10 protein-coding genes are annotated in these 12,541 nt (G+C 60.3%); 5 read left to right on the forward strand and 5 right to left on the reverse strand.

What is annotated here, in order from left to right; genetic code table 11:
- Positions 1 to 73 precede the first annotated feature (73 nt).
- On the forward strand, positions 74 to 856 hold the full coding sequence (locus CKW30_RS07825; protein ID WP_041478224.1) for a class I SAM-dependent methyltransferase: 783 nt from the start codon (positions 74 to 76) through the stop codon (positions 854 to 856).
- A 108-nt stretch (positions 857 to 964) separates the two neighbouring features.
- On the opposite strand, the gene CKW30_RS07830 is transcribed toward CKW30_RS07825, so the two are convergent.
- Positions 965 to 1,600 (reverse strand): TetR/AcrR family transcriptional regulator, encoded by a 636-nt coding sequence (locus CKW30_RS07830; RefSeq protein WP_073476091.1) that lies wholly within the window; start codon positions 1,598 to 1,600, stop codon positions 965 to 967.
- Between the two features lie 94 nt (positions 1,601 to 1,694).
- On the opposite strand from CKW30_RS07830, the gene CKW30_RS07835 reads away from it, so the two are divergent.
- The 3 genes from CKW30_RS07835 (at position 1,695) to CKW30_RS07845 (ending at position 7,830) form a co-directional block, all read left to right on the forward strand.
- Complete coding sequence (locus CKW30_RS07835; RefSeq protein ID WP_095180475.1) at positions 1,695 to 2,795, forward strand: efflux RND transporter periplasmic adaptor subunit; 1,101 nt, start codon at positions 1,695 to 1,697, stop codon at positions 2,793 to 2,795.
- A gap of 6 nt (positions 2,796 to 2,801) precedes the next feature.
- Positions 2,802 to 5,870 carry an efflux RND transporter permease subunit gene (locus tag CKW30_RS07840; protein ID WP_095180476.1) on the forward strand — a complete coding sequence of 1,023 codons (3,069 nt, stop codon included), beginning with the start codon at positions 2,802 to 2,804 and terminating at the stop codon, positions 5,868 to 5,870.
- Positions 5,871 to 6,438: 568 nt separating this feature from the next.
- On the forward strand, positions 6,439 to 7,830 hold the full coding sequence (locus tag CKW30_RS07845) for a Fic family protein (RefSeq protein ID WP_095180477.1): 1,392 nt from the start codon (positions 6,439 to 6,441) through the stop codon (positions 7,828 to 7,830).
- Here the strand turns inward: CKW30_RS07845 and CKW30_RS07850 are convergent.
- The 3 genes from CKW30_RS07850 to plsB all read right to left on the reverse strand — a co-directional run bounded on the left by CKW30_RS07850 (position 7,827) and on the right by plsB (position 11,563).
- Positions 7,827 to 8,516, reverse strand: a complete 690-nt coding sequence (locus tag CKW30_RS07850) for a DUF4197 domain-containing protein (RefSeq protein ID WP_095180478.1) — start codon at positions 8,514 to 8,516, stop codon at positions 7,827 to 7,829. The genes CKW30_RS07845 and CKW30_RS07850 overlap by 4 nt on opposite strands.
- A gap of 27 nt (positions 8,517 to 8,543) precedes the next feature.
- The gene (locus CKW30_RS07855; RefSeq protein WP_095180479.1) at positions 8,544 to 8,942 is read right to left on the reverse strand and encodes a YbaY family lipoprotein; all 399 of its coding nucleotides are present in this window, start codon (positions 8,940 to 8,942) and stop codon (positions 8,544 to 8,546) included.
- A 119-nt stretch (positions 8,943 to 9,061) separates the two neighbouring features.
- Positions 9,062 to 11,563 carry a glycerol-3-phosphate 1-O-acyltransferase PlsB gene (plsB, locus tag CKW30_RS07860; protein ID WP_095180480.1) on the reverse strand — a complete coding sequence of 834 codons (2,502 nt, stop codon included), beginning with the start codon at positions 11,561 to 11,563 and terminating at the stop codon, positions 9,062 to 9,064.
- A gap of 236 nt (positions 11,564 to 11,799) precedes the next feature.
- Here plsB and CKW30_RS07865 point away from each other — a divergent pair, with 236 nt between their 5' ends.
- Positions 11,800 to 12,009, forward strand: a complete 210-nt coding sequence (locus CKW30_RS07865) for a cold-shock protein (protein ID WP_016771489.1) — start codon at positions 11,800 to 11,802, stop codon at positions 12,007 to 12,009.
- A 134-nt stretch (positions 12,010 to 12,143) separates the two neighbouring features.
- Here the strand turns inward: CKW30_RS07865 and CKW30_RS07870 are convergent, their stop codons facing one another.
- Positions 12,144 to 12,521, reverse strand: a complete 378-nt coding sequence (locus CKW30_RS07870) for a hypothetical protein (RefSeq protein WP_056783189.1) — start codon at positions 12,519 to 12,521, stop codon at positions 12,144 to 12,146.
- Positions 12,522 to 12,541 lie beyond the last annotated feature (20 nt).

Consider the following 12,541-nt stretch of genomic DNA (forward strand, 5'->3'; position numbering starts at 1 on the left):
GCTCTGGCAAAATGCGCGTTGAATGGTTTATCGGCGGTTTTTGTCAATCCTTAACTTTTTTGAGCGTTTTTTCATGATCGAGTCACCTGCGGCCTGCCGCATCCATGTCCAGGCCCTCGCCCCGACGTTTCAAGCACAAGCCGCACACTGGGCCGAACGTCTCGGCCTGCCGCTCGGCGAGGCGGACGGCGAGTTCGTCTTGCAGGTCGGCGAGCAGGGTTTGCAGTTGCAGCAGCTTGGCCCGGATGCGCCTGGACCGGTGCGGGTCGACTTCGTCGAAGGCGGCGCGGCGCATCGTCGTTTGTATGGCGGCGGCAGCGGCCAGATGATTGCCAAGGCTGTCGGCATCGCCCAAGGCGTTCGCCCGCGTGTGCTGGATGCCACGGCGGGCTTGGGCAAGGATGCATTTGTGCTGGCCAGTCTCGGTTGTGAAATGAGCCTGATCGAGCGTCAGCCGCTGATCGGCGCACTGCTTGAGGACGGCTTGGCGCGGGCGGCGGAAGATTTCGACGTGGCGCCGATCGTGGCGCGGATGAAATTGCTTAAGGGCAACTCCATCGAAGTGATGCGCAGTTGGGAAGGGGAGCCGCCGCAGGTGATCTATCTCGACCCGATGTTCCCGCATCGCGAGAAAACCGCCTTGGTGAAAAAGGAAATGCGCCTGTTCCGCCCGCTGGTCGGTGATGATCCGGATGCACCGGCCCTGCTTGAAGCGGCGCTGGCCCTGGCCACGCATCGGGTGGTGGTTAAACGCCCGCGCAAGGCGCCGTGCATCGAAGGGCCGAAACCGAGCCATGCGCTGGATGGCAAATCGAGCCGGTATGACATTTATCCGAAGAAAGCGCTGAAGCCCTGAGACCGCGTCGCCCCATTCGCGAGCAGGCTCGCTCCCACAGTAGGAAATGCATTCCAGTGTGGGAGCGAGCCTTCTCGCGAAGCGGTCTGCACAAGCACCGCAAAACTGTCAGGGTTTGTAAGCCCTCATAAACAACCCCACCACCTCCCGCACATGCCGTTCCGCTGCTTCTCCAGTCAGCGGCTCGCCGCAGCCGTACAACAAACGAAAATTTCCCGCCCCTTTGATCAGGCAGAAGAAGTGCTCGGCGGCGTTGCGTGGCTGGTCGATGCTCAGCGCGCCGGTTGCATGGATTTTCGTCAGCAAACCTTCCATGCCGTTGACCACGCGCTCTGGGCCGGCCTCGAAGAAGATCAGCGACAGCTTCGGGTCCTGACTGCCCAGCGCCATGATCAGGCGGTGCAGGTTCACTGATTCATCGCTGTTGATCAGTTGGTGAAAGCCCCGGGCAATGTTCAGCAATACATTTTCCACCGCGATGCCGTCCGGCAATTCGAAGAACAGCGGCGGCAATTGTTCCTCGCATTTCGCGACGACGGCAGCGGAGAACAGCGTCTCCTTGTCGTTGAAATGGCTGTAGACCGTCAGCTTCGACACGCCCGCCTCGCTGGCCACCGCGTCCATGCTGGTGTTGGCGTAGCCATGGCAGAGAAACAGGGTTTTCGCCGCATCCAGGATCGCCTGGCGCTTGGCCAGATCCTTGGGGCGGCCCGGGCCGTTTGGAGCTGAAAGATTGTTCGACATTCTTCGCTTTTAATACTGGACTGGTGAGTTTGCTATTAATACCATACCCGCCAGTATAAATATTCCAAGCCTCATTCGCGAAAGGTCCGTCACCATGTACCGCCATGCGTTGTCCTTTGCCGTGCCAGTCAGTCTGGCGTTCCTGTTATCGGCGTGCGGTCAGGAAGAGGTGACCAAGGTCACCGTACGCCCGGCCATGGTGGTACAGCCCGAGCCTTCGGCGCAGGCGATGGAAAGTTATCCGGGCGAGGTGCGTGCCCGTTATGAGCCTGATCTGGCATTCCGCATTGGCGGCAAAGTCAGCCGACGACTGGTCGACGAAGGCCAGCGCGTCAAAGCCGATCAGCCCTTGGCCGAACTCGATCCGCAGGATGTGCGCCTGCAACTGGAAGCCACCCGCGCGCAGGTCGCCGCCGCCGAGGCCAATCTGAACCTGGTGCGCGCCGAGCGCGATCGCTATAAAACCCTGATGGATCGGCAGATGGTCAGCCGCTCGGCCTACGACAATGCCGAAAATCTATATCGCTCCGGCGAAGCCCGCCTTAAACAAATCAAAGCTGAATTCAACGTTTCGACCAACCAGGCCAGTTACGCGGTACTGCGTGCGCCACAGGATGGCGTGGTGGCCAAGCGTTCGGTGGAAGTCGGGCAGGTGGTCGCTGCCGGGCAAACCGTGTTCACCCTCGCCACCGATGGTGAGCGCGAAGTGTTGATCAGCCTGCCGGAGCAAAGCTTCGGCCGCTTCAAGGTTGGTCAGCCGGTTACCGTGGAATTGTGGGCACAGCAAAATCAACGCTTCGCCGGGCAGATCCGCGAGTTGTCACCGTCCGCCGATCCGCGCTCGCGCACTTTTGCCGCGCGTATCTCGTTCACCAGCGGCAAAGTGCCGGCTGAACTGGGGCAGAGCGCCCGGGTGTTCGTGCAATCGGCTGACAGTGTCTCGCTGTCGATACCGCTTTCCGCGCTGACCGCTGAAAACGGCGCGACCTACGTCTGGGTGGTCAACGGCAACAACACGTTGAAGAAAACCCCGGTGCGGGTCGGTCCGTTCGGCGAGAAAAGCGTGGCGGTGCTCGAGGGGCTCAATGCCAGCGACTGGGTAGTGGCTGCCGGCGTTCATGTGCTGCTCGACGGCCAGCAGGTGCGGCCGGTGGATCGCTCCAACCGTGTGGTCAATCTGGCGAACAAGGAGTAAGCCCCGATGCGCTTCAACCTCTCCGAATGGGCGTTGCGTAATCGCCAGATCGTACTGTTCCTGATGCTTTTGCTCGCCGTTGTCGGCGCGTTGTCCTACACCAAACTCGGCCAGAGTGAAGACCCGCCGTTCACTTTCAAGGCGATGGTCATTCAGACCCGCTGGCCCGGCGCGACCGCGCAGGAGGTCTCGCGCCAGGTTACTGAACGGATCGAAAAGAAACTGATGGAAACCGGCGAGTACGAACGCATCATGTCGTTCTCCCGCCCCGGTGAATCCCAGGTGACCTTCATCGCCCGCGACTCGATGCACTCCAAGCAAATCCCCGATCTCTGGTATCAGTTGCGCAAGAAGGTCGGCGATATCCGCCAGACCTTGCCGCCGGGAATTCAGGGGCCGTTTTTCAACGATGAGTTCGGCACCACCTTCGGCAATATCTATGCGTTGACCGGTGACGGTTTCGACTACGCCGTGCTCAAGGATTACGCCGACCGCATCCAGATTCAACTGCAACGGGTCAAGGACGTTGGCAAGGTCGAACTGCTTGGGTTACAGGACGAGAAAATCTGGGTCGAGCTGTCCAACGTCAAACTCGCCACCCTCGGCTTGCCGCTGGCGGCAGTGCAGCAGGCGCTGGAAGAGCAGAACGCGGTGTCCACGGCGGGGTTCTTTGAAACCGGCAGCGAGCGCTTGCAGCTACGCGTCTCGGGGAATTTTCAGACAGTCGAAGAGATAAAGAACTTTCCGATCCGCGTCGCCGATCGTACGTTCCGTATCTCCGATATCGCCGATGTGCGTCGCGGTTTCAGCGACCCACCGGCGCCGCGCATGCGTTTCATGGGCGACGATGCGATCGGTCTGGCCGTGGCGATGAAGGACGGCGGCGACATTCTGGTGCTGGGCAGGGCGCTGGAGGGCGAGTTCTCGCGGATCCAGAAAAACCTCCCGGCCGGCATGCAGTTGCGCAAGGTGTCCGATCAGCCGGCAGCGGTAAAAACCGGCGTCGGCGAGTTCGTCCAGGTGTTGGTCGAAGCGCTGGCGATCGTCTTGCTGGTGAGCTTCTTCTCCCTCGGCGTGCGCACCGGCATGGTCGTCGCGCTGACCATTCCGCTGGTGCTGGCGATGACCTTCGCCTGCATGTATTACCTCGGGATCGGCCTGCACAAGATTTCCCTCGGTGCGCTGGTGCTGGCGCTGGGTCTGCTGGTGGACGATGCGATCATCGCCGTGGAAATGATGGCGATCAAAATGGAGCAGGGCTTCGATCGCATTCGCGCGGCGAGTTATGCCTGGACCAGCACCGCATTCCCGATGCTTACCGGCACGCTGATCACCGCCGCCGGCTTCCTGCCGATTGCCACTGCGCAGTCCGGCACCGGTGAATACACCCGCTCGATTTTCCAGGTGGTGACCATTGCCTTGCTCGCGTCGTGGGTCGCGGCGGTGATGTTCGTACCGTATCTGGGGGAAAAGCTCCTGCCGGATCTGGCGAAAATTCACGCGGCAAAACACGGCACTGGCGATGGTCAACCGGATCCGTATGCGACGCCGTTCTATCAGCGCGTCCGGCGTCTGGTGGAGTGGTGTGTGGCGCACCGAAAGACGGTAATCGTGCTCACCGTGGGCCTGTTTATTGCCTCGGTGATGTTGTTCCGCTTTGTGCCGCAGCAGTTCTTCCCGGCTTCGAACCGGCTGGAGTTGATGGTCGATCTGAAACTGGCCGAAGGCGTTTCGCTGGCCAATACCACCAGCGAAGTCAAACGCCTCGAAGCGCTGCTCAAGGAGCACGCCGGCATCGACAATTACGTGGCCTACGTCGGTACCGGCTCGCCGCGTTTTTACCTGCCGCTGGATCAGCAACTGCCGGCGGCGAGTTTTGCCCAGTTCGTGGTGTTGGCAAAAACCATCGAAGAGCGTGAAGCGCTGCGCAGCTGGTTGATCGAAACCCTCAACGAACAGTTCCCGGCCCTGCGTTCGCGGGTCACCCGTTTGGAAAACGGACCGCCGGTTGGCTATCCGGTGCAGTTCCGCGTCACTGGCGAGCACATCGAAGAAGTCCGTGCGTTGGCGCGCAAAGTGGCGGCAAAGGTTCGCGAGAATCCGCACGTGGTCAACGTGCATCTGGACTGGGAGGAGCCGAGCAAAGTCGTCTACCTGAATATCGACCAGGATCGCGCCCGCGCCCTCGGTGTGAGCACGGCCAATCTGGCGAAATTCCTGCAGAGTTCGCTGGTCGGCTCGACGGTCAGCCAGTACCGCGAAGACAACGAATTGATCGAGATTCTGCTGCGCGGCACCGTGCACGAGCGCACTGAATTGTCGTTGTTGCCGAGCCTCGCGGTGCCGACGGATAACGGTCGCAGTGTGGCGTTGTCGCAGATTGCCACGCTGGAATACGGCTTCGAGGAAGGCATCATCTGGCACCGCAATCGGCTGCCGAACGTGACGGTGCGCGCCGACATTTACGGCAAGGAGCAACCGGCGACGCTGGTCAAGCAGATCATGCCGACGCTGGACCCGATTCGCGCCGAATTGCCCGATGGTTATCTGCTGGATGTCGGCGGCACGGTGGAGGATTCCGAGCGCGGGCAGAAGTCGGTGAATGCCGGGGTGCCGATGTTCATTGTCGTGGTGTTGACCTTGCTGATGGTGCAGTTGCGCAGTTTCTCGCGCACGGCGATGGTGTTTCTCACCGCGCCACTGGGTCTGATCGGGGTGACGTTGTTTCTGATGGTGTTCAGGCAGCCGTTCGGGTTTGTGGCGATGCTCGGGACCATCGCGTTGTCCGGGATGATCATGCGCAATTCGGTGATTCTGGTGGATCAGATCGAGCAGGATATTGCTTCGGGGCTCAAGCCCTGGCAGGCGATTATCGAGGCTACGGTTCGGCGCTTCAGGCCGATTGTGTTGACGGCGCTGGCGGCGGTGCTGGCGATGATTCCGCTGTCGCGCAGTGTGTTTTTCGGGCCGATGGCGGTGGCGATCATGGGTGGGTTGATTGTTGCGACTGCGCTGACGCTGTTGTTTTTGCCGGCGTTGTATGCGGCGTGGTTTCGGGTGCGTAAGGAGGCTTGAGGTTTTTGTGTCGTGGCGGCCTTCGGGCCGACCATGACGTGGGGTTTTGGGTGTATATCCGTTGCTGTGGGTGTTGCTGATTACGGTTCCGCCCTTACGGCGGGTCACCTTTTTCAAACGCCAAAAAGGTAACCCAAAACGCTTGCTCCTGCGTTCGGCCCTCGCAGGCTCGGGTTCCTTCGCTGCGGGATCGATCCGGGCGCAGCGGCTCCGGTTTGCTTCGCTGCACCTACACTCGCTGTGTACGACTGCGTCGTACGGTCGCTGCGCTCCCACGCCCGGATCAATCCCTCCACTCAGCCTTCCGACGTCGCCGGTGGATCAAAATCAAAAGCGGTACTCGAGCTTGCGCTCATTGTTGAGTGGGGCGGCTTTGCCGCGGGCAGCTACGCTGCTTTGCTTTTGTGGGAGCGAGCCTGCTCGCGAAGGCGGTCTGACAGCCAATTCATTTCGAATCGCCAATTCACGCTGCCTTCCTACAGCTTTTTCAGAATCCTCCGATCTTGAGGCGCTGGCCGTCCAATGCTGTACTCCGGGTTCTGCTTTTCCGAGTCCTTGAGTCTGTCTGATGAAGAAACCACCGACATTAGCCGGCAGAACGGATCCTGTTTTCGACCTGTTGGCCCGCTCGCCACACAAGCAACGACTTGCGGATTATCTGGCGCTGCTCAAGCCGCTCGATGATCATGGGCGCTACTTGCCATTCGAGGCGTTGCGCTTTCGCTGGGCGGCAGGGTTGGACGCGAACCTTTGTTGGGCGTTGGTGAAGAAGGCGCGGGCGGCCCAGTACATTCATTTGTTGCCCTTGGGCGAGCCGGTGCAGTGGGGCAAATACGTGCCAACGCCGTTGGCGCAGAAAACCTTGGCTGTGGTGGATCGTTACGCCAGTACGGCCGCGCTGGATTACATGACCAGTCAGCTCGGCGAGCGGGCGCATTTCTCTTGTCTGCTCAATGACCTGATCGAAGACGAAGCCATCGCCAGTAGCCAGTTGGAGGGCGCGGCGACTACCACGCGCGTAGCCAAGGACATGCTCAAGCATCAGCGCCAGCCGCGGACGCCAGATGAGCGCATGGTCATGGGGAATTATCGAATGATGAATTTCGCTTGGGAAAAGCGTTATGAACCTCTGAGCATTGAGCTGATTGCAGAGATCCATCGAGTGGGTGTGGAGGGGATTGATGACGGGCAGTATTCCCCCGGATTGTTCCGGACCAATGATGAGGTGGTTGTTCAGGATGGTTCAGGCAACACCGTGCACCGACCACCTCCTGCTGCAGGATTGGTTGCGCGGTTGGCGAGGCTGTCCGCCTGGATCAACCGGCCCGCTGCCTCGATTCTGGACAAAAATTATCTGCATCCACTGACCAAGGCCGTGACGCTGCATTTCGCCATGGGTTATGAACATCCATTTCGCGACGGTAACGGACGGGTCGCGAGAGCCTTGTTTTACTGGTTCATGTTCAAACATGAGTTCGCGGTGTTTCGCTACATTGCGATCAGTCTGCTGCTGCGCAATGCACCGGTGAAATACGGACGCTCCTACCTGCACACCGAGGCAGATGAGCTGGATCTGACTTATTTCATCGAGTTTCAATGCGCGGTTGTTTTGCGAGCCGTGGTCGGTTTTACATCTGTGTACCGCAAGAGCCTGGCAGACACTCAGGACTTTCAGCGCTGGCTGACGAGCTCTGGCGTAATTGCTCAACTGACGGAACGGCAGCGCGCGGTGTATCAGGTGGCTAAAAGCGGGGAGGCGAAGGAGTTTACGGCGAGCAATGTCGCGGAAAATTTTTCCTGCTCGGGTAGCGAGGCGGCGTCGATCCTGGAAGGGCTGGACCAATTGCAGCTTTTTGAGAGAAGGAAGATGGGGCGGGAGTGGGTGTTTTTTTTACGTAGTTCTTTACGTGGAGGCAAGCATGGGAGCGAATTGAATCGCCCCCATGTTGTAACGACTTAAAGCGTACCAAACACTTTCTTCGCCAGACTCGTCGCCGCAGCGGCCGGGTTCTGGCGGATGGTTTCTTCCTGTTTGCCGATCATCTCGAACAGGCCATTCAGCGCTTGCTCGGTGACGTAGTTTTCAACGTTGGCGCTCTTCGCATCGACAACGCCAAACGCAGCAGCCTGACCGGCGAACGAGTTGTACTTCTGCGCTACGCCAACCTTGTCGGTCGCCTGTTTGACGATCGGCAGGAACTTGGCGCGGATCTGTTCGCGGCTGGATTTGTCGAGGTATTGCGTGGCCGAGTCCTTGCCGCCGCTGAGGATGCCTTTGGCGTCGGCCACGCTCATTTTCTTCACCGCGTCGACGAGAATTGGCTGGGCCTGGGTCACGGCCGATTCGGCGGCTTTGTTCATCGCGTTTTCCAGTTCTTCGACCTGGGCGCCCATGCCGAAGGCTTTCATCTTGCTCGCGGCTTTGCCGAGTTTGCCCGGCAGTTCGATTTTCACTTCGGGGTTATTGCTGAAGCCGCCCGGGGTGCCGAGTTGTTTCACGGCGATCTGGGCGCCTTGGGTCAGGGCGTCCTTGAGGCCGCCGGTGGCGTCTTGCTGGGACAGGTCGCTGAGCGACAGGGCCAGGGCGTTGGCGGAGATCAGCAAGCCGGCGCAGGCGGCGGCGAAGCGAAGGGTAGGGCGGCGCATGGCGGCTTCCTTGTGGCGAAAAATGGATTAACGAACGGCGTCGACGCGGATTTTCAGCGGCTGCGGGTCGTTGCCGTCGAGTTGCACGGCGTGGTTTTCGGTGGTGATGAACATCAGCTCGCCGTTGACTTCAATGCGTGCGCTGATCGAATAACGATGGCCGGGTTTGACCTGCGCCGGATCGTAGCTCAAATGAAACGGCAGCGGCACCTGGCCTTTGATCGGGCCGTTCTGTTCGGCGAGGACGATGGCGGGTGCATCGGCCAGCGACACGTCTTGCAGGCTGACGCTCAGGGTCGCGCTCGGGGGCAGGGCGATGCGTTGCAGGTAGAAGACTTCGCCGTCGAGGCTGGCCTTGCCGGCGGGTGTGGTTGATTGGCAGGCGCTGAGCAGGGTGGCGGCGGCGAGGGTCAACAGTTTTTTCATGGGTGAATCTCCTTTCAATGTGGGAGCGAGCCTGCTCGCGAAAGCGGTGGATCAGTCAAAATAAATGGCGACTGACACTCCGTCTTCGCGAGCAGGCTCGCTCCCACAGGGGTAAGGCTTCAAGCCTCAGGCTGTGGCGTGATCTGATCCGCCGCATCTTCACTGCGGTGCAGCGCGACCTGGCGGATCGACAGGCGAATCTCCGCCGGCAGCACGCGTTTGGCCGCGCCTTCGGCCAGCTCGCCGAGCAGTTCGTGGTAGCTGAGCTTGCCGGCTTCGTCGCGGCGCAGGACGTCGAGGTCGAGCAGGGTCTGGATGAAGTGGCGGAACAGACTCTTGTCGAAGAATTCCGGCGCATTCAGGCCATGGAGGATCGACAGGCGCTGGGCCATCACTGTGCAGAGGTCTTCCAGCTCTTCGGCGCTGATGCTGTTCTGGCCGCTGTTGAGCAGCAGGGACACCGTCATGTAGAAACGCTGCAGGGTCTGCGCGATGCTTTTCGACAGCAGCGTCAGCAGCACGAAATGCCGCGAACTCGGTGCCGGACGCAGGTACAGGTCTTTCTCGAAACGTAGCAGGCCCTGCTCGACGAACGCTTCCAGCCACTGATCGATCACCGCGTCGAGTTCCTCCAGGCTCCAGCGGATGAACAACTCCGATTGCAGGTACGGATACAGCGCGCGGGTGTAGCGCAGGATCTGCTCGCGGCTCATGCGCGAAGTGCTCTGGAAGAAACTCGCCAGCAACGAAGGCAGGGCGAAGATGTGCAGGACGTTGTTGCGGTAGTAAGTCATCAGGACCGCGTTCTGCTCGTCCAGATACAGAATCTTGCCCAGCGCATCGTTCTGCTCGGCGAGCAGATCCATGTCTTTCACATGCTCAATCAGCGCACGGCCATCGCCTTCCGGCAAGGTGGTGTGTGGCGAATACGGGACCTTGCGCAGCAGCGCCAGATACAGGTCCAGCACCCGCGCCATGGCCCGATCATCCAGGGCCAGGCGCGTGGTCGACAGCAGTGCCAGCGCTACCAGATTGACCGGGTTGATCGCCGCCGCTTCATTGAGATGTCGGGCGACTTTCTCGCCGAGGCGGTTGGTGGTTTCGTTGAGCCACGCCGGTTTGAACTGCGGGCCGAGTTCCTGCCGGCGCCAGTCCGGTTGCTCGGCGTCAAGGAATTCCGCCAGTTTGATCGGCTCGCCGAAGTTGACCGCGACCTGACCGAAGCGCTGCTTGAGCGCGCCGATCACTTTGAAAATATCGAAGATCGACTCTTTCTTTTTGCTCGCGCCGCGCAGCTCACCGAGGTAGGTGCGGCCTTCGAGCACGCGCTCGTATCCGATGTACACCGGCACGAATACGATCGGCATCCGCGACGAACGCAGGAAACTGCGCAGAGTGATCGCGAGCATGCCGGTTTTCGGTTGCAGCATGCGCCCGGTGCGCGAGCGCCCGCCCTCGACGAAATACTCCACCGGGAAACCTTTGGTGAACAGCGTGTGCAGGTATTCGTTGAACACCGAGGTGTACAGCGGATTGCCCTTGAAGGTGCGGCGCATGAAGAACGCACCGCCGCGACGCAGCAGGCTACCGATCACCGGCATGTTCAGGTTGATCCCGGCGGCGATGTGCGGCGGGGTCAGGCCATTGCGGAACAGCAGATAGGAAAGCAGCAGGTAATCGATGTGGCTGCGGTGGCACGGCACGTAGATCACTTCGTGACCCTGCGCGACGTTCTGCACACCTTCGATGTGATTGACCTTGATGCCGTCGTAGATCTTGTTCCAGAACCAGCTCAGCACCACTTCGAGAAAACGGATCGCGGTGTAGGTGTAGTCCGAAGCAATCTCGTTGCCATAGCGCAGGGCCTGAGCCTTGGCCTTTTCCGGCGAGATTTTTTCGCGCTCGGCTTCGTCGAGGATCGCCTGTTTGACCAGCGGCTGATTGAGCAGGCCTTTGACCAGATTGCGCCGGTGGGAAATGTCCGGGCCGATCACCGCAGCTTTGAGGTTGCGGAAGTGCACGCGCAGGATGCGCTGGGCCATGCGCACGGTGCGCTCGTGGCCCTTGTTGTGATCGATCAGTTCGCGCAGGTGAATCGGCGCGGAGAACTGCACGCGGGTTTTACGCCCGAGGACGATGATGCTCAGCAGCCGGCGCAGGCGTCCGGTGACTGCCCAGCTGTCGGCGAACAACAGTTTCCACGGGCTGTTTTCGCTGTCTGGCGACTGGCCCCAGAACACGCTGACCGGAATGATCTGCGCGTCTTCGGCAGCGTTCTGCGTCAGCGCGCTGACCAGGCGGGTGAGAGTCGGCGGCGCGCCGCGCTTGTCCTGGCGCCCGAGCCAGTCCGGGTCCGGTGTCAGATAAAAAAACGCCGCAGGTTCGATCAGCGTACCGACCGACACCGCCAGCACCGGGCGGGGCAGGCCGGCCTTGGTGCACTCGGTGTCGACCACCGCCAGATCGGTCAGCGAAGGGTTTTGCAGGACGTAGAACACCGGACGACTGCGGTCGAGGTTAAGAGTGAACGACGACTGATTGATGGTCTCGGAGCGAACCCAGAGATACAACAGGCGGCGCAGGGTGCCAAACACAAGACGGCGGAACGGGGAACGGGTCATACGGCTTCTGCGTGAGTGAATAAAACCGAGCAGGCGCTCGGGGCGGACAGTTTGCCGTATTAGGCGAAAATCGGCAAAAAAGCGCCGAAGTAATCTCCTGTTGAGAGTTTCCGCACCTGTCATATACTCGGCGCTCTGTTGCCGGTGCCCTGTCATGGACGTCGGACGCAGGCTGACGTTCCTCTAAGGCTTTCCTGCGAAAAGCCCGTTCAATAATAAAAAAGGAGTATGAACAGATGGCAACACGCGAAACCGGCAACGTGAAGTGGTTCAACGACGCCAAAGGCTATGGCTTTATCCAGCGCGACGACGGCGTGGACGTGTTCGTGCACTACCGCGCGATACGCGGCGAAGGGCACCGCTCGCTGACCGAAGGTCAACAGGTCGAGTACGCGGTGATCACCGGCGAGAAGGGGTTGCAGGCTGAGGATGTTGTAGGTCTGTAACACAAACCTCCAGAACGCCAAAACCACTGTGGGAGCGAGCCTGCTCGCGAATGCGGTGTATCAGTCACCATTCATATCGACTGACACTGCGCATTCGCGAGCAGGCTCGCTCCCACATGGGCTCGTTGCCCTGATTACACGGTCTTCCAGGTGATCTCTTCTTCTCCGTCTTCGCTGATGCGAATCCAGCGATCGGCGGTTTCTTCACCTTCTTCTTCGACCCACGTCCCCGGTGCACAACGCACTTCGACGTTCAGTGCGGCAAAGGCTGCGCGGGCGCAGGCGATGTCGTCGTCCCAAGGGGTCTGGTCGCTTTCCAGGAACAGGCTGTTCCACTTGCCCACGGCTTTCGGCAGCCAGGTCACCGGCACGTTGCCGGCCTTGCACTTGTACGTCTGGCCTTTCTGTACCCAGTCGCTGCACGGGCCTAGCGCCTGGCCGAGCCAGGCGGCGATGGCCTTGTGGTCGACGTCGGCGTCTTTCAGGTAAATCTCGATGTCCGGTTGGCGCATGGATGTCCTCACTGCGGGTC

This window comes from Pseudomonas sp. Irchel 3F6, assembly GCF_900187595.1.
GTDB lineage: Bacteria > Pseudomonadota > Gammaproteobacteria > Pseudomonadales > Pseudomonadaceae > Aquipseudomonas > Aquipseudomonas siliginis.